We start from the raw sequence: 20,216 nt of genomic DNA, 5'->3' as shown, positions 1-20,216 counted from the left end.
CCCCCGCGAATGCCGGGGTCCGGGCAACGTCTAGAGTGGCGTGGTACGCGCGAGCCTTTACCGCCTGTTCACACGGCAGGGCTCGCTGGGATGTCTCTGTAGGGGTGTGCGTGACGGCCGTTGAATCCCGTCCAGCGGGACTGCTGGGGACGAGCCAGAGCCCTGCACGGCGGCCGTTCGGGGCCCGTGTCATGGGCTTCGTGGCACTGACCAAGCCGCGGATCATCGAGCTGCTGCTCATCACCACCGTCCCGGTGATGTTCCTGGCGCAGCAGGGCGTGCCCGACCTGGACCTGGTGCTGCTGACCTGCATCGGCGGCTATCTGTCCGCGGGCGGCGCCAACGCGCTGAACATGTACATCGACCGTGACATCGACGCGCTGATGGACCGCACCTCCCAGCGCCCGCTCGTCACCGGCATGGTCAGCCCGCGCGAGTGCCTGGTCTTCGGCATCACCCTGGCGGTCGTCTCCACCCTGCTGTTCGGACTGACCGTCAACTGGCTGTCCGCCTGGCTCGCCCTCGGCGCACTGCTGTTCTACGTCGTCGTCTACACGATGATCCTCAAGCGGCGCACCGCGCAGAACATCGTCTGGGGCGGCATCGCCGGCTGCATGCCGGTGCTGATCGGCTGGTCCTCGGTCACCAACTCCCTGTCCTGGGCGCCGGTCATCCTCTTCCTGGTGATGTTCTTCTGGACGCCGCCGCACTACTGGCCGCTGTCCATGAAAGTGAAGGACGACTACGCCCGGGTCGGCGTGCCGATGCTGCCGGTCATCGCCACCAACAAGGCGGTCGCCAAGCAGATCGTGCTCTACAGCTGGGTCATGGTCGCCGTCTCCCTGCTGCTGACGCCGCTCGGCTACACCGGCTGGTTCTACACGGCGGTGGCGCTGGCCGCGGGCGGCTGGTGGCTGTGGGAGGCCCACGCGCTGCTCAACCGGGCGAAGGCCGAGGTGACCGGCGCGAAGCTCAAGGAGATGCGCCTGTTCCACTGGTCGATCACCTACGTCTCGCTGCTCTTCGTGGCGGTGGCGGTGGACCCCTTCCTGCGCTGACCCACCGCCGCGAGGCACCCGGGCGAGGCGAGTGGCCAAGGCCACGGACCTCGCCCGTCGCCTATTGATCTACTGATCGGTAGCATCCTGACCATGGCAGACACGCAGCAGGCGGACCGCAGGGCCGAGCAGAAGGCGACCCGGCTCGCCAAGCAGATCAGCACCTTCGCCAAGGCCCACGGCGGTGCCGAGGGCCAGATCGCCTACATCGGCGAACGCGGCGCCCGCCTCGTCCTGGTCGGCGAGGACGGCCGCTGGGGCGACCTGGTGGCCCCGTCCCACGACGTCGCCGAGAAGGCGGCGCAGAAGGCCGGCATCACCGTCCACGAGTCCTTCGACGGCGAGTTCGCCGCCCGGGTGGAGACCGGCCGCTACGAGTGGAAGCGCATGGCCGGCCTGCAGATCGGCGGCTGACCGGCAGAAGTCCCCGGCGGCGGGCGCGGGCGCGCGCGACCGGCCGAGCCGTGCGCGCGCACCGCGCCCGGCGCGCATCCGCCGCAACTCCCGCGCTACTCACACCCGGCCTCGCTCGTTGAACACGGCAACCGCAGCGCCGTGCCGGGAGCCGGGATGATCGAAACGCCGTCCTTGGTGGACCAGTACTGTCACGGCGTCCTGAAGACGGAGCTGGGCCTGGGCACCTTCGAGGCCCAGCTGAGCCGCACCGAGGGGCCGCCCGCTCCCGGCACCACCCTCTTCGACACCCAGACCGGCTTCGCCGTGCGCCGCTGGTGCCCGCCCCTGCTGGGCCTGGAGCCGCACTGCCCGCCCGCCCTCTACCTGGCCCGGCGCCGCGAGCTGGGCGTCCTGGAGGCCGGCCGCCGCCTGCTGCGGGGCAGCGGCATCACCACCTACCTCGTCGACACCTCACCGCCCGGCGACCTCACCGACCCGGCCGAACTGGCCGCCGCCGGTGACGCCGAGGCGCACGAGATCGTCCGTCTTGAGCAGCTCGCGGAGCAGGTCGCCGACACCTCCGGCACCGTCGAGTCCTTCCTCGCCAACCTCGCCGAGTCGGTGCACGGCGCCGCCGCGCACGCCGTCGCCTTCACCTCCGTCGCCGGTGTCCGGCACGGACTGGCGCTCGCCCCCGAGCCGCCGGGGCCGGGGGAGGTGCGCGGCGCGGCCGGACGCTGGCTGGGCGCACGCCGCGCCGGCGACGAGCTGACCGACCCGGTGCTGCTGCGGCACCTGCTGTGGATCGCCGTCGCCACCGGGCTGCCCCTGCAACTGCACGCCGGACTCGGCGCCCCCGGGGCCCGGACCGACCGCGCCGACCCCGCACTGCTCACCGACTTCGTACGGGCCACCGCGGGCCTCGGCACCGACCTGGTGCTGCTGCACGGCTACCCGTACCACCGGCACGCCGCCCACCTGGCCGGCGTCTTCCCGCACGTCTACGCCGACACCGGCGCCGCCCTGGTGCGCACCGGCGCCCGCGCGGCGAGCGTTCTGGCGGAGAGCCTGGAGCTGGCCCCCTTCGGCAAGATCCTTTTCTCGACCGGCGCGCAGGGGCTGCCCGAGCTGCATGTGGTGGGCGCCCGGCTGTTCCGCGAGGCGCTCGGCCGCGTCCTGGGCGGCTGGGTCGCGGAGGGCGCCTGGTCCCTGTCCGACGCGCAGCGGGTGGCCCAGATGCTGGCGGAGCACAACGCGCGACGGGTGTACGGGCTGGCGTGACCGCCCCTGTGTGAGGGGCTCAGGTGCTGATCATGAGGGGGCTCGGGCGCTGTCGACGACCGGGCCCGGGCGCTGTCGACGACCGGGCTCAGGGGCTGGGGCTCAGGCGTTGGTGAGCGACGCCTGGGCGCTCGGGGCGCCGGGCGCCTCGGCCCTCGCCGCGGGCCGCTCCCGCAGCGACAGCAGCACCCGCAGCACCCAGATCCACATGACGCACGAGCCGAACATGTGCGCACCCACCAGCACCTCGGGCAGCTCGGTGAAGTACTGCACATAGCCGATGGCGCCCTGCGCGAGCAGGATCACGAACAGCTCCCGCGTCCTGGCCGACGGCCCCTTCGGCGCGTCCACCGCCTTCAGCACGAACCACAGCGCGAAGGTCAGTGTCACCACGATCCACGCCAGCACGGCGTGCAGCTTGCTGACCGTCTCCCAGTCCAGCGGCATCCGCTCGACCTCGCTGGAATCACCCGCGTGCGGGCCGGCGCCCGTGACCACCGTGCCGACCGCGATCAGCACCCCGGAGGCGGCGACCATGCACCACACCAGCTGCTGCACGGCCTTGCCCACCAGCGGCCGGGGCGGCTCGTCGCCCTCCCGGGTGCGCTGCCACATCACGGTCGCCACCGCGATCAGCGCCGAGGAGAGCAGGAAGTGCGCCGCGACCGTGTACGGGTTCAGACCGACCAGCACCACGATGCCGCCGAGCACCGCGTTGCCCATCACGATCCAGAACTGCGCCCAGCCCAGCCGGGTCAGGCTCCGCCGGCGCGGCTTCCCGGCCCGCGCGGCGACGATCGCCCAGCCGACGGCGGCGCACAGCACATAGGTCAGCAGCCGGTTGCCGAACTCGATGTAGCCGTGGATGCCCATCTCGGCCGTGTTGTGGATCGAGTCCTCGGTGCACTTGGGCCAGGTCGGGCAGCCCAGGCCGGAGCCGGTCAGCCGCACGGCGCCGCCGGTGACCACGATGACCACCGACATGACGAGCGCGGCGAGAGCGGCCCGCCGGACGGTCCGGGGCTGCGGGGTCCAGCGGGCGGCGATGAAGGCGAGCGGGTTGCGCAGGGCCGCGAGGGCGTCGGCGCGGGTCACGTTTGGCACGCGTCCCATCGTAGGGCGCGGCTTGTGCACGCTTTCACGAGGGGCGGTCACCGGCACTCGCCCCCTACTCCCAGCGGAAGAACTTCCCGGCCGCGGCGAGTCCGGCGACCGCCCAGGCGGCGAGGATGCCGAGGTCCGCCCAGGGCACCCCGGCCCCGTGCTGGAGCACGTCCCGCAGGCCCTCCGACAGCGCCGAGATCGGCAGCAGGCCGAGGACGTCCGCCGCGGCGTCCGGGAACTTGTCCAGCGGCACCACGACCCCGCCGCCGACCAGCAGCAGCAGAAAGACCAGGTTGGCGGCGGCCAGCGTCGCCTCCGCCTTCAGCGTGCCCGCCATCAGCAGCCCGAGCCCGGAGAAGGCGGCGGTGCCCAGCACCAGCAGCATCAGCACCGCGAGCGGACTGCCCTCGGGCGACCAGCCCAGCATCAGTGCGATCACCGTCAGCAGCACGATCTGCAGCACCTCGGTGACCAGCACGGACGCCGTCTTGGCGGTCATCAGCCCCCAGCGCGGCAGCGGCGAGGAGGCGAGCCGCTTCAGCACGCCGTACCGCCGCTCGAAGCCGGTGGCGATGGCCTGGCCGGTGAACGCGGTCGACATCACGGCGAGCGCCAGCACACCGGGGGCGAGGAAGTCGACCGCCTCGCCCTCGCCGGTGTCCACGATGTCGACGGTGCTGAACAGCACCAGCAGCAGGGTGGGGATGACCACGGTCAGCAGCAGCTGCTCGCCGTTGCGCAGCAGCATCTTCGTCTCGAGTGCCGCCTGCGCCGCGATCATGCGGCCCAGGGGTGCCGCGCCCGGCTTCGGCGCGTAGGTGCCGGGGGTGGTCGTGGTCACGAACGCAGCTCCTTGCCGGTGAGCTCCAGAAAGACGTCCTCGAGAGTGTGCCGCTCCACCGAGATGCTGTCCGGCATCACCCCGTGCTGGGCGCACCAGGACGTCACCGTGGCCAGCAGCTGCGGGTCGACCTTGCCGACGACCCGGTAGGAGCCAGGGGTCAGCTCGGCGGCCGAGGAGTCCGGGGGGAGGGCCTTGAGCAGCGAGGCGACGTCGAGTCCGGGGCGGCCGGTGAAGCGCAGGGTGTTCTCCGCTCCGCCCTTGCACAGCTCCTCCGGGGAGCCCTGGGCTATGACCCGTCCGCCGTCGATGATGGCGACGTCGTCGGCGAGCTGCTCGGCCTCGTCCATGTAGTGGGTGGTGAGGATCACGGAGACGCCGTCGGCGCGCAGGTCCCGCACGAGATCCCAGGTGGCGCGGCGGGCCTGCGGGTCCAGACCGGCGGTCGGCTCGTCCAGGAACACCAGTTCCGGGCGGCCCACCACGGCCATCGCCAGCGCGAGCCGCTGCTGCTGCCCGCCGGAGAGCCGCCGGTAGCTGGTCCGTCCGCACGAGCCGAGCCCGAGCCGCTCGATCAGCGCGTCCACGTCCAGCGGATGCGCGTGCAGCCGGGCGACGTGCCGCAGCATCTCGTCGGCCCGGGCGCCGGAGTAGACGCCGCCGGACTGGAGCATCACGCCGATGCGCGGGCGCAGCTCGGCGGACTGCCGGACCGGGTCGAGGCCCAGGACGCGCACCGTGCCGGAGTCCGGCCGCCGGTACCCCTCGCAGGTCTCGACCGTGGTCGTCTTGCCGGCCCCGTTGGGGCCGAGCACGGCGGTCACACCCTCTCCGGCCACCAGGTCGAGGCCGTCCACCGCGGTCTTGGGGCCGTACCGCTTCACCAGGGCCTGGACCTGGACCACGGGCTCGTTTCGCATGACTCAGGAGTCTAGGGATCCGCGAGCCCGCTCAGGACCGGGGGGTTCGGAACTCCTCGCCCGGGGCCGGTGGCTTTTCGGTCTCCCAGCCTGCGGGCCCGGGGCGGCCCAGGCTCACCACGGGGAGGGGATGCGGTACTCGGCGAGGTGGAAGCAGGTGCAGCCGTCGTACCCCGATGGCGTCCCGGACCCCCTGCCGGGAGACGCGCATGATCGATCAAAGATCGTTTCCGCAGTTCGGATTAGGCATGCCTAAGTGATGCAGCGCACCACTGGGTGCTCCGGGCGGCGCTTGCCGGGCTCCGGGGAATTACGCAACAATGGCGTTGTGAAAAACGTCGGCGAGGCTCCCCACGAGGAACTGGCGACCGGAGAGCGGTCCACCCGCAACCGGGTCGCGCGTTCCATCCTGGACCACGGGCCGTCGACCGTCGCCGAGCTGGCCGGGCGCCTCGGGCTGACCCAGGCAGCCGTCCGCCGGCACCTGGACGCGCTGGCCGCCGACAATGTCGTGGAGGCGCGCGAGAGGCGCGTGTACGGCACCCGCTCGCGCGGGCGCCCTGCGAAGGTCTTCGCCCTCACCGACTGCGGCCGGGACGCCTTCGACCAGTCGTACGACAAGCTGGCCGTCGACGCCCTGCGCTGGATCGGCGAGAAGGAGGGCGGCAGCGAGGCGATCTCCGCCTTCGCCCGCGCCCGGATCGCCGCCCAGGCGGACGCCTACCGCAAGGCGGTGGAGTCCGTGCCGCCCGAGCAGCGCACCGAAGCCCTGGCCAAGGCGCTCAGCGCGGACGGGTACGCTGCCACCGCGCGCAGCGCACCGGTCGGCGAGCAGCTGTGCCAGCACCACTGCCCGGTCGCCCATGTGGCCGAGCAGTTCCCGCAACTCTGCGAGGCCGAGACGGAATTTTTCGCCGAGCTTCTCGGTACGCACGTACAGCGACTGGCGACCATCGCCCACGGCGACGGCGTCTGCACGACGTTCGTCCCGAAAGCTTCCAAGATTTCACACGCCCCTGAGAACGCATCTGCAAGCACGGCCGGGAGGAACCCCGCATGACTCTCCCCACGGAGACTGCCCACCCTGAGCTGGAGGGCCTGGGCACGTACGAATACGGCTGGGCCGACCGGGACGTCGCCGGTGCGTCGGCACGCCGCGGCCTGGACGAGGAGGTCGTCCGGGACATCTCCGCGAAGAAGGACGAGCCGGAGTGGATGACCAAGCTCCGTCTCAAGGGCCTGCGGCTGTTCGAGAAGAAGCCGATGCCGAACTGGGGCTCGGACCTGTCGGGCATCGACTTCGACAACATCAAGTACTTCGTGCGCTCCACGGAGAAGCAGGCGGAGTCCTGGGAGGACCTGCCCGAGGACATCAAGAACACCTACGACAAGCTGGGCATCCCCGAGGCCGAGAAGAAGCGCCTGGTGGCCGGCGTCGCCGCCCAGTACGAGTCGGAGGTCGTCTACCACCAGATCCGCGAGGACCTGGAGGAGCAGGGCGTCATCTTCCTGGACACGGACACCGCGCTGAAGGAGCACCCGGAGCTCTTCAAGGAGTACTTCGGCACGGTCATCCCGGCCGGTGACAACAAGTTCGCCGCGCTCAACACGGCCGTGTGGTCCGGCGGCTCCTTCATCTACGTGCCCCCGGGCGTGCACGTGGAGATCCCGCTCCAGGCCTACTTCCGGATCAACACCGAGAACATGGGCCAGTTCGAGCGGACCCTGATCATCGTCGACGAGGGTGCCTATGTGCACTACGTCGAGGGCTGCACCGCGCCGATCTACAAGTCGGACTCGCTGCACTCCGCGGTCGTCGAGATCATCGTCAAGAAGAACGCCCGCTGCCGGTACACGACCATCCAGAACTGGTCGAACAACGTCTACAACCTGGTCACCAAGCGCGCCGTCGCCTACGAGGGCGCGACCATGGAGTGGGTCGACGGCAACATCGGCTCCAAGGTGACCATGAAGTACCCGGCCGTCTACCTGATGGGCGAGCACGCCAAGGGCGAGACGCTGTCCATCGCCTTCGCCGGCGAGGGCCAGCACCAGGACGCCGGCGCCAAGATGGTCCACATGGCGCCCAACACCTCCTCCAACATCGTCTCCAAGTCGGTGGCGCGCGGCGGTGGCCGTACCTCGTACCGCGGTCTGATCGAGATCAGCGAGGGAGCCCCGGGCTCCAAGTCCAACGTGCTGTGCGACGCGCTGCTCGTGGACACCATCTCCCGCTCGGACACCTACCCCTACGTGGACGTCCGCGAGGACGACGTGTCCATGGGCCACGAGGCGACCGTCTCCAAGGTCTCCGAGGACCAGCTCTTCTACCTGATGAGCCGCGGCCTGAGCGAGGACGAGGCCATGGCGATGATCGTGCGCGGCTTCGTCGAGCCGATCGCCAAGGAGCTGCCCATGGAGTACGCCCTGGAGCTCAACCGGCTGATCGAGCTGCAGATGGAAGGCGCGGTCGGCTGACCCGTCAGTCATCCGAGCAGCAGGCGGCCCGCCTCCCGGGGCGGGCCGAGGATCGCAACGCAACGGAAAGCGAGCACTACGACAGCCATGGCTGAGGCTCAGAACGCCCCCACCTCCGGCTCCGCTACGGCGGGGGGACCCCCACCGGTGGGCTCCACCACCGCGGGCCAGATCGCGGTCGCCGCGGAGTCGACCGTCGCCACGCGCATGAGCGCGACCCCGTCCTTCGACGTGGCCGACTTCCCCGTGCCGCACGGCCGGGAGGAGGAGTGGCGGTTCACCCCGCTGGAGCGCCTGCGCGGGCTGCACGACGGCACCGCCACCGCCACCGGCGAGGGCGTCAAGGTCGCCGTGGACGCCCCCGAGGGCGTCGCCGTCGAGACCGTCGGCCGCGACGACCCCCGGATCGGCAGGGCCGGCACCCCCGTGGACCGCGTCGCCGCCCAGGCGTACTGCTCCTTCGAGCAGGCCTCGGTCGTGACCGTGCCCAAGGAGACCGTGCTCACCGAGCCGATCCGCATCGCGGTGCACGGCGAGGGCGGCGTCGCCTACGGCCACCAGGTCATCGAGCTGGGCGCCTTCGCCGAGGCCGTGGTCGTCATCGACCACACCGGTGACGCGGTGCTCGCCGCCAACGTCGACTTCCTGCTCGGCGACGGCGCCAAGCTGACCGTCGTCTCCGTCCAGGACTGGGACGAGAAGGCCGTGCACGCCGCCCAGCACAACGCCCTGGTCGGCCGCGACGCCAGCTTCAAGTCCGTGGTCGTCACCTTCGGCGGCGACCTGGTCCGCCTCCACCCGCGGGTGCGCTACGCGGGCACCGGCGGCGAGGCCGAGCTGTTCGGCCTGTACTTCACCGACGCCGGCCAGCACCAGGAGCACCGCCTGCTGGTCGACCACAACACCCCGCACTGCCGGTCGAACGTCGCCTACAAGGGCGCGCTCCAGGGCGACGGCGCGCACGCGGTGTGGATCGGTGACGTGCTCATCGAGGCCAAGGCCGAGGGCACCGACACCTACGAGATGAACCGCAACCTCGTCCTCACCGACGGCGCGCGCGTCGACTCGGTCCCCAACCTGGAGATCGAGACCGGCGAGATCGTCGGCGCCGGGCACGCCAGCGCCACCGGCCGCTTCGACGACGAACAGCTCTTCTACCTGATGGCCCGCGGCATCCCCGAGCACGAGGCGCGCCGTCTGGTGGTCCGCGGCTTCTTCGCGGAGCTCGTGCAGCAGATCGGCGTCCCCGACATCGAGGAGCGCCTGATCGCCAAGATCGAGGAGGAGCTGGAGGCGTCGGTCGCATGACCTTCCAACGAGTCTGCGGACTGAGCGAGCTGGAGGAGGACACCCCGAAGCGGGTGGAACTCGACGGCACGCCGGTCTCCCTCGTGCGCACCGAGGGCGAGGTGTTCGCGATCTACGACATCTGCTCGCACGCGAACGTCTCCCTCTCGGAGGGCGAGGTGGACGACTGCCACATCGAGTGCTGGCTGCACGGCTCGCGATTCGACCTCCGTTCCGGCAAGCCCGACGCCCTTCCGGCGACGCGCCCCGTCCCCGTATACCCCGTAAAGATCGAAGGGGACGACGTGCTCGTCTCCCTCACCCAGGAGTCCTGAGGCACCCATGGCAACGCTTGAAATCCGAGACCTGCACGTCACCGTCGAGGCCGACAACGCCACGAAGGAGATCCTCAAGGGCGTCGACCTCACCGTGAAGCAGGGCGAGACGCACGCCATCATGGGCCCCAACGGCTCGGGCAAGTCGACCCTCGCCTACTCCCTCGCGGGTCACCCCAAGTACACGATCACCCAGGGCACCGTCACCCTCGACGGCGAGGACGTCCTGGAGATGTCCGTCGACGAGCGGGCCCGCGCCGGCCTGTTCCTCGCCATGCAGTACCCGGTCGAGGTCCCCGGCGTCTCCGTCTCCAACTTCCTGCGCACCTCCGCCACCGCCATCCGCGGCGAGGCCCCCAAGCTGCGCACCTGGGTGAAGGAGGTCAAGGAGACCATGGAGCGCCTCAACATGGACCCCTCCTTCGCCGAGCGCAACGTCAACGAGGGCTTCTCCGGCGGTGAGAAGAAGCGGCACGAGATCCTCCAGCTCGAGCTGCTCAAGCCGAAGATCGCGATCCTCGACGAGACCGACTCCGGCCTCGACGTCGACGCGCTGAGGGTCGTCTCCGAGGGCGTCAACCGCGTCCGCGAGACCGGCGAGGTCGGCACCCTGCTGATCACGCACTACACGCGCATCCTGCGCTACATCAAGCCTGACCACGTCCACGTGTTCGCCGACGGCCGCATCGCCGAGTCCGGTGGCCCGGAGCTCGCCGACAAGCTGGAGGCCGAGGGCTACGAGGCATACACGAAGGGTGGCGCATCCGCGTGACACAGCTGCCGGGCCTCCTCGACACCGAGGCGATCCGTAAGGACTTCCCCGTGCTGGACCGCCAGGTCCACGACGGCAAGAAGCTCGTGTACCTGGACAACGCGGCGACCTCGCAGACGCCGCGCCAGGTGCTCGACGTGCTCTCCGAGTACTACGAGCAGCACAACGCCAACGTCCATCGTGGCGTGCACGTCCTCGCCGAGGAGGCCACGGCGCTGTACGAGGGCGCGCGCGACAAGGTGGCCGCGTTCATCAACGCGCCCAGCCGCGACGAGGTGATCTTCACCAAGAACGCCTCCGAGTCGCTCAACCTCGTGGCCAACATGCTCGGCTGGGCCGACGAACCCTACCGGGTGGACTCCGAGACCGAGATCGTCATCACGGAGATGGAGCACCACTCCAACATCGTGCCGTGGCAGCTGCTGGCGCAGCGCACCGGCGCGAAGCTGAAGTGGTTCGGCCTCACCGACGACGGCCGCCTCGACCTGACCGACATCGACGAGATCATCACCGAGAAGACGAAGATCGTCTCCTTCGTGCTGGTCTCCAACATCCTGGGCACGGTCAACCCGGTCGAGGCGATCGTGCGCCGCGCCCAGGAGGTCGGCGCGCTGGTCTGCATCGACGCCTCCCAGGCCGCCCCGCACATGCCGCTGGACGTGCAGGCGCTGCAGGCCGACTTCGTGGCCTTCACCGGCCACAAGATGTGCGGCCCGACCGGCATCGGCGTGCTCTGGGGCCGCCAGGAGCTGCTGGAGGACCTGCCGCCGTTCCTCGGCGGCGGCGAGATGATCGAGACCGTCTCCATGCAGTCCTCGACCTACGCCCCCGCCCCGCACAAGTTCGAGGCGGGCACGCCCCCGATCGCCCAGGCGGTCGGTCTCGGCGCCGCGATCGACTACCTGACGTCGATCGGCATGGACAAGATCCTCGCCCATGAGCAGGCCCTCACCGAGTACGCGGTGAAGCGCCTCGCGGAGGTTCCCGGCCTGCGCATCATCGGCCCCGCCACGGCCGAGGACCGGGGCGCCGCGATCTCCTTCACCCTCGGCGACATCCACCCGCACGACGTGGGCCAGGTCCTCGACGAGCAGGGCATCGCGGTCCGCGTCGGCCACCACTGCGCCCGCCCGGTCTGCCTCCGCTACGGAATTCCTGCGACCACGCGAGCGTCGTTCTATCTGTACTCCTCGCCGGCCGAGGTCGATGCCCTGGTCGACGGCCTGGAGCACGTACGGAACTTCTTCGGATGAGGGGCTGAGGCGTGAAGCTGGACTCCATGTACCAGGACGTCATCCTGGACCACTACAAGAACCCGCACGGCCGGGGTCTTCGGGATGGCGACGCCGAGGTGCACCACGTCAACCCGACGTGCGGCGACGAGATCACGCTGCGGGTGAAGTACGACGGCACCACGATCAGCGACGTCTCGTACGAGGGCCAGGGCTGCTCCATCAGCCAGGCTTCGGCCTCCGTGCTGAACGAGCTCCTGGTCGGCAAGGACCTGGCCGAGGCACAGCGCATCCAGGAGACCTTCCTGGAGCTGATGCAGTCCAAGGGAAAGATCGAGCCCGACGACGCGATGGAGGACATCCTGGAGGACGCCGTGGCGTTCGCCGGTGTCTCCAAGTACCCCGCCCGGGTCAAGTGCGCCCTCCTGAGCTGGATGGCGTGGAAGGACGCGACGGCCCAGGCGCTGGGCGCCGACGCCGAAAGGACTACGGCATGAGCGAGACCGTGGAGATGAAGCCGGCCTCGGAGGAGGAACTCCGTGAGGCCCTGATGGACGTCGTCGACCCCGAGCTGGGCATCGACGTCGTCAACCTCGGCCTCATCTACGGCATCCACATCGACGACTCCAATGTGGCGACCGTCGACATGACCCTGACCTCGGCGGCCTGTCCGCTGACCGATGTCATCGAGGACCAGGCGAAGTCCGCCACGGAGGGCCTGGTCAAGGAGCTGCGCATCAACTGGGTCTGGATGCCGCCGTGGGGCCCCGACAAGATCACCGACGACGGCCGCGAGCAGCTGCGGGCGCTCGGCTTCAACGTCTGAGCCGCCTCGGCTTCTTTTCAGTTCTCTTCAGGTCAGTTCTCTTCAGGAGCGGCGGTACCCCGGGGACGGGTACCGCCGCTCCTGCGTTGCTGAGCCGTTTCCGCCGCCTTCCCGGGCGCCGTTATGTACGCTTGTACACATGGGATATCTGCTCCTGGCCGGAGCCATCGCCGCCGAGGTCGGTGCGACCACCGCCTTGAAGTACAGCGACGGTTTCAGCAGGCTCGGTCCCTCACTGCTGACCCTCCTCGGGTATGTCATCTCCTTCGCCCTGCTCGCCCAGACCCTGCGGACGGTCGCCGTCGGCACGGCCTACGCGATCTGGGCGGGCGTCGGCACCGCCGCCATCGCCACCATCGGCATCGTGTTCCTGGGCGAGGGACTCACCGCCGCCAAGGCCCTCGGCATCGCACTGATCATCGTCGGCGTGGTGGTGCTCAATCTCGGAGGCGCGCACTGATGGCCGCACCCCGCGCACGGCGCTACGACCCCGAGCGACGCCAGCGGATCATCGACGCGGCGATCCGGGTCGTCGGGAAGAAGGGCATCGCGGGCCTGAGCCACCGCAGCGTCGCCGCCGAGGCCGACGTCCCGCTGGGCTCCACCACGTACCACTTCGCCACCCTCGACGAACTGCTGGTCGCCGCACTCCGCCAGGCCAACGAGGGCTTCGCCAAGGTGGTCGCCGCACACGCCGGTCTGCGCGACCCGCGCACCGACCTGGCGGCCGGACTCGCCGCCGTGATGGGCGAATGGCTCGCGGGCGAACGGACCGGGGTGGAACTCGAATACGAGCTGTACCTGGCCGCCCTGCGCCGCCCCGCCCTGCGCCCGGTCGCCGCCGAGTGGTGCCAGGGCGTCACCGACCTCCTCTCCCACCGTACCGACCCGGTGACCGCCCGCGCCCTGGTCGCCCTGATGGACGGCATCTGCCTCCAGGTCCTGCTCACGGACACCCCCTACGACGAGTCCTGGGCCCGCGAGATGCTCCGGCGCCTCATTCCGCCCGCCGAGCGGGCGAGCTGAGCCGCCGCACCTCCTCCAGCGCCGTCGCGACGCTCCCCGCGATGTCCGTGACCGGGTACTGCACATGCCGCACCACCCGCTCGCGGTCCACCACCAGCGTCAGCCGCTTGATCCGGGTCACGCCGCCCGCACGGAACGTCGGCAGCCGCAGCGCGGTGATCAACGCAAGCCCGGCGTCGGACAGCAGCGGGAAGCCCAGCCCCTCCTTCGCGGCGAACGCCCGCTGCTCGTCGGGCCGTTGCGTGGACACCCCGTGCACGGTGGCACCGGCGCCGGCGAACTCGGCGCGGCGGTCGCGGAAGGTGCAGGACTCCAGGGTGCAGCCGCGCGCGCCGGGGATCTCCGACCAGCCGGGCGGGTACGCCTCGGGGCGGGCGTAGGCGCCGGGGAAGCAGTACAGGACCGTGTAGGGCGTGTCCGCGCCGACCGGGTCGCGCAACGCGCCCTCGTCGTCCGTCAGGTGCAGCTCGGGAACGCGGGTGCCGAGCAGGTTGTGCACCCGGCGCGCCTCCGCCGACGCCTCCGCGGCCGTGGCGGTGGTGCCACGGACACGGTCGGCGGAAGGCGGGGAAGTGCCGGCGCGGACGTCCGCCTCTGGCTGCTGTGGCCGGTGTGCGCGGGGCTGGGCGCGGCGGCCGGGGGTGCGGTGCTGTGGGCCGGGCGGTGGAAGCGGGGCGCGGGGGAGAGGGCTGTGCCGACGCCAGGTCCCCGAAGGCTGCATCCGGCCGTCGAGACGAACCGCCCGGCACGTGAGACATAGGCGTACGGGTTCGCCCCTGCGGGCGGGGTCACGTTAGGTTGCCCTCATGACCGACACGACTGCTCAGAGCACCACCGGCGCAGTGGCCGCCGGCCTCGCCACCATCGCCGCCGACGGCACCGTTCTCGACACCTGGTTCCCCGCGCCCGAGCTGGTCGCCGAGCCCGGCCCCTCCGGCACCGAGCGGCTCTCCGCCGAGCGTGCCGCGGAACTGCTCGGCGGCGGTGCCACGGCGGCGATCGGCCCGGACGCCCGGCGTGGCGTCGAGGTCGTGGCGGTCCGCACGGTCATCTCCTCGCTCGACGAGAAGCCGGTCGACGCGCACGACGTCTACCTGCGCCTGCACCTGCTGTCCCACCGCCTGGTCAAGCCGCACGGCCAGAACCTGGACGGCATCTTCGCCCACCTCGCCAACGTCGCGTGGACCTCGCTGGGCCCGGTCCCGGTGGACGACATCGAGAAGGTGCGCCTGAACGCCCGCGCCGAGGGCCTGCACCTCCAGGTGACCTCGATCGACAAGTTCCCGCGCATGACGGACTACGTGGTCCCCAAGGGCGTGCGCATCGCCGACGCCGACCGTGTCCGCCTCGGCGCGCACCTCGGCGAGGGCACCACCGTGATGCACGAGGGCTTCGTCAACTTCAACGCGGGCACGCTCGGCACGTCGATGGTCGAGGGCCGCATCTCGGCCGGTGTCGTCGTGGGCGACGGCTCCGACATCGGCGGCGGCGCCTCCACCATGGGCACGCTGTCCGGCGGCGGCAACGTCATCATCTCCATCGGCGAGCGCTGCCTGGTCGGTGCCGAGGCGGGCGTCGGTATCGCCCTGGGCGACGAGTGCGTCGTCGAGGCGGGCCTCTACGTCACCGCCGGCACCCGGGTCACCCTGCCCGACGGCCAGATCGTCAAGGCCCGCGAACTCTCCGGCGCCTCCAACATCCTCTTCCGCCGCAACTCGGTCACCGGCACGGTGGAGGCCCGTCCGAACAACGCGGTCTGGGGCGGCCTGAACGAGGTCCTGCACAGCCACAACTGACGTTCACCGCCGGGTTTTCCCGACGGGAGCTTCGAGCGCCCTTCCAGGTCCGCGGACGGCCCGGGAGGGCGCTCGTGTATGAGCGCCGGCCATCAGTCTCATCCCGGAGTGTCGACATGGAGCAGGAGCAGATAGCCGACCTCCTCCGGGACGGGTCGGAGGTGGCGGCCTTGGCCAGCCCTGGCCTTCTGGACGTCACTGGGCTGGCAGGAGATCGACCGTCGTGTCGACCGGGCGCAGGGGCGCCCCTGCATCGTCATGCACAAGCGACTTGCGTGAGTTCGTGGTTCGTCGGTCGTGAGCGTTGATCCACGTACGGGTAGTCCCGCGTGACCTCGGGGTGGGGCGGTGCGATGAACAGGTGGACGCCGAGTCCGATCAGACGTCGAACCGATGAATCGAGGGTCCTGGTATGAGGTACGAGTGGGCGAGGGGTGGGGCGCGCTGGGTGGCCGGTGCGGTCATGACGGTGCTGGTGTGCTGGCTGCCGGCCGGTGCGGCGCACGCCGACGAGACCAACCGGCAGGCGCACAACGGGCCTCGGATCGGGCTGGTCAACACCGGGCAGGTCGATGACCCGATGGAGGACGTGCTGGAGCATGTGCTGCTGATCGGGGACGGGTTCGTCTGGGACTGAGCCGTCGAGGGGACTCAGTGAGGTCCGGGTCGGGAGGTGTGGATGCCTTCCGCCCGGGCCTTTGTCATGGGGGGGTGGGGGCCGGCGCCCGTGGGTTCAGAGGGGTGGGGTGAGGGTCTGGGTGTAGGTGGTGAGCAGGTCGGTGGTTGTAGCGGGGGTGGCCGGGCGGAGTGGGGGCGGACGGGGCCCGCGGGGAGGGAGAGTTCGGTGAGGAGGGCCTTGGCGGTGACGGTGCCGGGTAGGCCCTTGGCCAGCATGGCTTCGATGAGCGGGGTGGCCTGCTGCTGGAGGCGGGCCGCTCGGGTGGTGTCGCCGGCGTCGAAGGCGTCGAGGACGGCGCGCACGTGGGCCGGGACGACGTTGGCGAGCGTGCTGATGCAGCCGGTGGCGCCGACGGCGTAGAGGGCCAGGTTGTGTTCGTCGCAGCCGGCGTAGTAGGCGAGGTCGGTGCGGGCGAGGACCTTCTGGGTCGCGAGGAAGTCGTAGGAGCAGTCCTTGACCGCTGTGATCCGGGGGTGTTCGGCGAGGCGGAGCAGGGTGTCGGGCTCGATGCGGGTGCCGGTACGGGCCGGGATGTCGTAGAGGGTGAGGGGCAGGTCGGTGGCGTCCGCGATGTCTAGGAAGTGGGCCTCGATCGCGTCCTGCGGGGGCCTGCTGTAGTACGGGGCGACGACCAGGAGGGCGTCGGCGCCGGCCTTCTCGGCGGAGCGGGCCAGTTCGATGGTGTGGCGGGTGTCGGAGGTGCCGACGCCGGCGACGACGACGCCCCGGGTGCCGATCGCCTCGCGGACCGCCGTGATCAGGGCGGCCTTCTCCTCGTCCGTGGTGGTGGAGGATTCGCCCGTCGTACCGGAGAGGACGAGGCCGTCGCAGCCCCGGGTGATGAGGTGGTCGGCCAGGCGCTGGGCGCCGGGGAGGTCGAGGGCTCCGGTGGGGTGAAAGGGGTGACCATGGCGCAGAGGACGCGGGGTGCGGGCGAGGTGGGATCGCGGTCATGGGGGTAGTGTCGGGCGGCGGCATTGTGAAGGTCTACTTACGTTTCGTTGAGGATATTGATAAGTGAATCTTTTTGATGGGTTGGGTGTGGTCCCTGGGTGGTGCCTGCGGGTGGGGCGGGCGTAGCCGGGAGTAGTGGTGGGCCGGTGGGGGTACTCGGGGTGCTCCCGACCGAGAGGAGGCCACCGTGACCGGGACCATCGACCAACGGGCGGTGCGCGACGAGCACAACGTGGGTGAGCTCGTGACGCAGGCTGCCGAGCAGCTCTCGAAGCTGGTACGGCAGGAAGTCGCCCTCGCCAAGGCGGAACTGGCCGACAAGGGCCGCCGTGCCGGTATGGGTGGCGGGATGCTGGGAGCGGCGGGTGCGTTCGCTTACGCGGGGCTGCTCGCGGCGGCCGGTACGGGGGCGGCGGCGCTGTCGCTGGTCGTGCCGGTGTGGGCGGCGGCGCTGATCGTCACCGCGCTGCTGTTCGTGATCGCGGGCGTGCTGGCCATGGCCGGACGCGGGCAGTTGCGGCGGGCCACGCCGCCGAAGCCGCAGCGGGCGATGGACAGCGTGAAGGCCGATGTCGAGGAGATCAAGGGAAGGGCACACCGATGACGACTCGGGACGCTGGGGCCGGGCCGGGGGCCAAGGGGCCGGACGAGCTGCGGCGGGAGATCGAGCAGACGCGGCACGACCTCGGTGACACGGTGGAGGAGCTGGCCGGGAAGCTGGACGTCAAGGGGCGGGCCAAGGCCCGGGCTGAGGACTGGCGGGACAAGGCGGGGGCGATGGGGGTGCAGCTGCGGAGCAGTGCGTCGCAGGCGTCCAAGCCGGTGCTGATCGCCGGGGTTGCGGCGGGGGCGGTTGTGGCGGCGGGGGTTGTGATGCGGCGGCATGGGGGGCACCAGCAGTCGCATGCGCATCGGTGCTATGCGCGGCATCGGTGAGGTGCCCTTCGGGGATTTGGGCCGGTGCAGTCCGGTGGGGGTGCGCATCAAGCCGTGCTGCGGTACAGCTGCGGCCCGGTGGGAGTGCGCGTGAAGATGCCTGCGGCGCAACCGCGGGCCCGGTGGGGGTGCGCGTAGCGCCTGCGGGGGTGGGTGAGTCGGGGCCGGGGCGGTGGTGTCCGTCCTCGGTCTGGCGCGGAATCGGTTTCTTGCGGACTGCTCCGGTTGACGCGCCAGCCGCTGCGGGCGGACACCACCGCCCGTCCCCTGCCCGCCGTGGGCGGGTGCGCCCTGCTACGGGCGGAAGCGCAGGATCTGCGGGTCGTGGTCGCTGATCTGGTCGTGGAACTCGGCGTTGATGTGCACGCTGTCGTAGGAGAAGCGGCGGATGGACGGGCTGATCAGGATCTGGTCGAGGACCTGGCTGTTGCCCTGGTAGACGTAGGAGTAACGCTCGCTCCTGGGCAGGGACTTGATCGCCGACCAGAGCGTGTTCGTTCCTTCGAGGATCCTGGTCGTCCCGGAGAATTCAAAGTCGTTGATGTCGCCCAGGGCGATGACGTTCGCGTTCTTCTGGGTCTTGAGGATCTTCGCGGTGAAGTCGTGGACCGCCTTCGCCTGGAGATGGCGCTGGGTCTCCGAGGAGCGGGTCGGCGGCTGGTTGTGGCTGGTGAGGCTCTGGTCGCCGCCCTTCGAGGAGAAGTGGTTGGCGATCACGATGACCGTGCGGCCCCGGAAGGTGAACTCGCCGGCGAGGGGCTTGCGGCTGTTGGTGAAGGCCTCGGAGGTGGGGTCGACGCGGCCGGGGGAGTGGGTGAGGGCGGCCTTGCCGCGGACCTTGGTGACGCCGACGGGCGTGGTGGCGTCGCCGCCGGGGCGGTCCACGAAGGAGACGCGCTCGGGGTTGAAGAGGAAGGCCTGGCGGATGTTGCCGCCGGGCTCGCCGCCGTCGGCCTTGTCGGCGGGGTCGATCGCGCGCCACTCGTAACGGGGGCCGCCGGCCGCCTCGATGGCGTCGATGAGCTTGGCGAGGGTCTGGTCGGCCGCCACGGTGCCGTCGTCGGTGGAGCCGTTGTTGTCCTGGATCTCCTCCAGGGACACGATGTCGGGCGAGCGCAGGTTGTTCACGATCGCGTCGGCGTGGGCGGCGAAGGTTTCGTCGCCCGGGTCGAGGTTCTCGACGTTGTAGGTGGCGACGGCCAGTTCGTGCTTGGACTGCTTGCGGGTGGTCTCGCGCTGGAGGTCGCGGGACTCAAGGGTGCCCAGCTCGCGTGCGACCAGGGTGTAGCCGCCGTACTGGTTGAAGTCCAGGGGGCCGGTGGTGGGGCCGGTCAGGCGGTCGCCGACGTTCGCGTCCGGGAAGTCGGCGGCGCGGCCCAGGGACTGGATCTGCACGCGGCCGGTGTTCTGCGAGTCGTAGGAGCCGTAGACCGTGCCGCCCCGGCGGTTGCGGTGCTCCCAGGGCTTCACCGTGACCCACAGCTCGGTGTACGGGTCGGTCGCGCCGACCACGCGGGTGTCGCGGACCTGGACGTTCATGCCCTCCAGGGACTCGTAGTAGTCCAGGGCGTAGGTGCCGGGGCGGAGGGGGAGGGTGTTGAGCGAGCCGTTGGCGGTGTAGGCGGAGGGGACGCTGCGGGCGTCGATCACCGTGGGCGCCGGGAGCGGGTTGCCGGAGGAGGTGACCGTGAAGGCGGGCCGGGTGATCTCGGTGACGGACTGGTTCCCGGAGGCGGTGCCGCCCGGCACGTACTCGGTGACCGTGCCGGAGACCGTCACGGCGTCGCCGACGGCGACACCCTTGGGGGTGGAGCTGGTGAAGACGAAGATGCCCTCGCTGGTGGCCGGGTCGGCGTCCGGGTCCGGGTCCTGGATCCAGAAGCCGCGGGAGGAGCCGTAGGTGCGGACACCGGTGACGATTCCGGTCACGTCGGTGACCTGCTGGCCCACGTAGGGGGATATGCGGGTGCCGCCCTGCAGGTCATGGATGCGCACGGAGTCGGCGTGCGCCGGGGCCGGCAGGGCGAGGGGCGCCGCGGTGCACACCGCTGCGACGGTGAGCGCGGCGAGACGGGAGGACGACTTGCTCGGCAACGGGGATCCCTCCGGGGGATGTGTGGAGCGCCGGGACGAGGGTGGTGACGCGTGGAGAAATCGGGCGGTCCGTCGATTTCTACGCGCGTCAATGTCCAGCCAGGCCAGGGCACTTGTCAAGGTTTCGGCCATGCGCCGTCACCGATGAGGAGATGAAGTGGGCGGCATGGGTGGAAATCCGTCTAGGCTGGCGACTGAGTC

Annotated in this window: 21 protein-coding genes and 4 pseudogenes; 18 read left to right on the top strand and 7 right to left on the bottom strand. The window is 70.6% G+C overall.

Features of this window, described 5'->3' with window-relative positions:
* The first annotated feature begins 104 nt into the window (after nt 1-104).
* The 3 genes from ABD198_RS07390 (at nt 105) to ABD198_RS07380 (ending at nt 2,735) form a co-directional block, all read left to right on the top strand.
* Nucleotides 105-1,058, top strand: coding sequence for a heme o synthase (locus ABD198_RS07390; protein ID WP_343998661.1), 954 nt, complete (start codon nt 105-107; stop codon nt 1,056-1,058).
* A gap of 93 nt (nt 1,059-1,151) precedes the next feature.
* Nucleotides 1,152-1,472, top strand: coding sequence for a hypothetical protein (locus ABD198_RS07385; RefSeq protein WP_343998659.1), 321 nt, complete (start codon nt 1,152-1,154; stop codon nt 1,470-1,472).
* A gap of 156 nt (nt 1,473-1,628) precedes the next feature.
* Entirely contained in the window at nt 1,629-2,735 is a 1,107-nt protein-coding gene (locus ABD198_RS07380) for an amidohydrolase family protein (RefSeq protein ID WP_343998657.1), read from the top strand.
* A 102-nt stretch (nt 2,736-2,837) separates the two neighbouring features.
* On the opposite strand, the gene ABD198_RS07375 is transcribed toward ABD198_RS07380, so the two are convergent.
* From ABD198_RS07375 to ABD198_RS07365, 3 genes are read right to left on the bottom strand one after another with little or no spacing between them, the layout of a single operon-like run.
* A complete protein-coding gene (locus ABD198_RS07375; RefSeq protein ID WP_343998655.1) occupies nt 2,838-3,848 on the bottom strand; it encodes a COX15/CtaA family protein in 1,011 nt (336 codons plus the stop codon).
* A 55-nt stretch (nt 3,849-3,903) separates the two neighbouring features.
* Entirely contained in the window at nt 3,904-4,620 is a 717-nt protein-coding gene (locus tag ABD198_RS07370) for an ABC transporter permease (protein WP_343998729.1), read from the bottom strand.
* Between the two features lie 56 nt (nt 4,621-4,676).
* Complete coding sequence (locus ABD198_RS07365) at nt 4,677-5,537, bottom strand: ABC transporter ATP-binding protein (RefSeq protein ID WP_425580430.1); 861 nt, start codon at nt 5,535-5,537, stop codon at nt 4,677-4,679.
* Between ABD198_RS07365 and ABD198_RS30685 the strand changes: the two are divergent.
* Nucleotides 5,461-5,616, top strand: a pseudogene (locus ABD198_RS30685) (hypothetical protein); the annotation flags it as partial. The gene ABD198_RS07365 and the pseudogene ABD198_RS30685 sit on opposite strands and share 77 nt — an antisense overlap.
* A gap of 66 nt (nt 5,617-5,682) precedes the next feature.
* Here ABD198_RS30685 and ABD198_RS07360 read toward each other — a convergent pair.
* A pseudogene (locus ABD198_RS07360) lies at nt 5,683-5,777 on the bottom strand (AAC(3) family N-acetyltransferase); the annotation flags it as partial.
* Nucleotides 5,778-5,928: 151 nt separating this feature from the next.
* Here ABD198_RS07360 and ABD198_RS07355 point away from each other — a divergent pair.
* The 10 genes from ABD198_RS07355 to ABD198_RS07310 all read left to right on the top strand — a co-directional run bounded on the left by ABD198_RS07355 (nt 5,929) and on the right by ABD198_RS07310 (nt 13,556).
* The gene (locus ABD198_RS07355) at nt 5,929-6,660 is read left to right on the top strand and encodes a helix-turn-helix transcriptional regulator (protein ID WP_343998650.1); all 732 of its coding nucleotides are present in this window, start codon (nt 5,929-5,931) and stop codon (nt 6,658-6,660) included.
* A complete protein-coding gene (gene sufB, locus ABD198_RS07350) occupies nt 6,657-8,078 on the top strand; it encodes a Fe-S cluster assembly protein SufB (protein WP_343998648.1) in 1,422 nt (473 codons plus the stop codon). The genes ABD198_RS07355 and sufB overlap by 4 nt, the downstream gene beginning before the upstream one ends.
* Before the next feature lie 87 nt (nt 8,079-8,165).
* A complete protein-coding gene (gene sufD / locus ABD198_RS07345) occupies nt 8,166-9,386 on the top strand; it encodes a Fe-S cluster assembly protein SufD (RefSeq protein ID WP_343998646.1) in 1,221 nt (406 codons plus the stop codon).
* Nucleotides 9,383-9,700 carry a non-heme iron oxygenase ferredoxin subunit gene (locus tag ABD198_RS07340; protein WP_167991427.1) on the top strand — a complete coding sequence of 106 codons (318 nt, stop codon included), beginning with the start codon at nt 9,383-9,385 and terminating at the stop codon, nt 9,698-9,700. The genes sufD and ABD198_RS07340 overlap by 4 nt, the downstream gene beginning before the upstream one ends.
* Nucleotides 9,701-9,707: 7 nt before the next feature.
* Nucleotides 9,708-10,472, top strand: coding sequence for a Fe-S cluster assembly ATPase SufC (gene sufC / locus ABD198_RS07335; RefSeq protein WP_343998645.1), 765 nt, complete (start codon nt 9,708-9,710; stop codon nt 10,470-10,472).
* Nucleotides 10,469-11,725, top strand: a complete 1,257-nt coding sequence (locus ABD198_RS07330) for a cysteine desulfurase (protein ID WP_343998643.1) — start codon at nt 10,469-10,471, stop codon at nt 11,723-11,725. The genes sufC and ABD198_RS07330 overlap by 4 nt, the downstream gene beginning before the upstream one ends.
* An 11-nt stretch (nt 11,726-11,736) precedes the next feature.
* Entirely contained in the window at nt 11,737-12,201 is a 465-nt protein-coding gene (sufU, locus tag ABD198_RS07325; protein WP_167991422.1) for a Fe-S cluster assembly sulfur transfer protein SufU, read from the top strand.
* The gene (locus ABD198_RS07320; protein WP_167991421.1) at nt 12,198-12,530 is read left to right on the top strand and encodes a metal-sulfur cluster assembly factor; all 333 of its coding nucleotides are present in this window, start codon (nt 12,198-12,200) and stop codon (nt 12,528-12,530) included. Before sufU ends, ABD198_RS07320 begins: the two co-directional genes overlap by 4 nt.
* A gap of 139 nt (nt 12,531-12,669) precedes the next feature.
* Nucleotides 12,670-12,990 (top strand): DMT family transporter, encoded by a 321-nt coding sequence (locus ABD198_RS07315; protein ID WP_343998639.1) that lies wholly within the window; start codon nt 12,670-12,672, stop codon nt 12,988-12,990.
* Nucleotides 12,990-13,556, top strand: coding sequence for a TetR/AcrR family transcriptional regulator (locus tag ABD198_RS07310; RefSeq protein ID WP_343998637.1), 567 nt, complete (start codon nt 12,990-12,992; stop codon nt 13,554-13,556). The genes ABD198_RS07315 and ABD198_RS07310 overlap by 1 nt, the downstream gene beginning before the upstream one ends.
* Here the strand turns inward: ABD198_RS07310 and ABD198_RS07305 are convergent.
* A pseudogene (locus tag ABD198_RS07305) lies at nt 13,528-14,097 on the bottom strand (peroxiredoxin); the annotation flags it as partial. The gene ABD198_RS07310 and the pseudogene ABD198_RS07305 overlap by 29 nt on opposite strands.
* Before the next feature lie 265 nt (nt 14,098-14,362).
* Between ABD198_RS07305 and dapD the strand changes: the two are divergent.
* On the top strand, nt 14,363-15,352 hold the full coding sequence (gene dapD, locus ABD198_RS07300) for a 2,3,4,5-tetrahydropyridine-2,6-dicarboxylate N-succinyltransferase (protein WP_167991416.1): 990 nt from the start codon (nt 14,363-14,365) through the stop codon (nt 15,350-15,352).
* A gap of 412 nt (nt 15,353-15,764) precedes the next feature.
* Nucleotides 15,765-15,989, top strand: coding sequence for a hypothetical protein (locus tag ABD198_RS07290; protein ID WP_343998634.1), 225 nt, complete (start codon nt 15,765-15,767; stop codon nt 15,987-15,989).
* A 96-nt stretch (nt 15,990-16,085) separates the two neighbouring features.
* Here the strand turns inward: ABD198_RS07290 and dapA are convergent.
* Nucleotides 16,086-16,941, bottom strand: a pseudogene (dapA, locus tag ABD198_RS07285) (4-hydroxy-tetrahydrodipicolinate synthase).
* A gap of 231 nt (nt 16,942-17,172) precedes the next feature.
* Here dapA and ABD198_RS07280 point away from each other — a divergent pair.
* Together ABD198_RS07280 and ABD198_RS07275 are read left to right on the top strand one after the other, a co-directional pair.
* Nucleotides 17,173-17,589 (top strand): phage holin family protein, encoded by a 417-nt coding sequence (locus ABD198_RS07280; protein ID WP_343998631.1) that lies wholly within the window; start codon nt 17,173-17,175, stop codon nt 17,587-17,589.
* Nucleotides 17,586-17,921: a DUF3618 domain-containing protein gene (locus ABD198_RS07275; RefSeq protein WP_343998629.1), complete on the top strand. Its 336-nt coding sequence runs from the start codon at nt 17,586-17,588 to the stop codon at nt 17,919-17,921. Before ABD198_RS07280 ends, ABD198_RS07275 begins: the two co-directional genes overlap by 4 nt.
* A 294-nt stretch (nt 17,922-18,215) precedes the next feature.
* On the opposite strand, the gene ABD198_RS07270 is transcribed toward ABD198_RS07275, so the two are convergent.
* On the bottom strand, nt 18,216-20,015 hold the full coding sequence (locus ABD198_RS07270; protein ID WP_343998628.1) for an endonuclease/exonuclease/phosphatase family protein: 1,800 nt from the start codon (nt 20,013-20,015) through the stop codon (nt 18,216-18,218).
* Nucleotides 20,016-20,216: the final 201 nt, after the last annotated feature.

Origin of the sequence: Streptomyces thermocarboxydovorans (genome assembly GCF_039524635.1) — a bacterium.
In the GTDB taxonomy this organism is placed as follows: Bacteria; Actinomycetota; Actinomycetes; order Streptomycetales; family Streptomycetaceae; genus Streptomyces; species Streptomyces thermocarboxydovorans.
The sequence above is the reverse complement of the archived record's forward strand: the minus strand, read 5'-3'. Positions and strand labels throughout refer to the sequence as shown.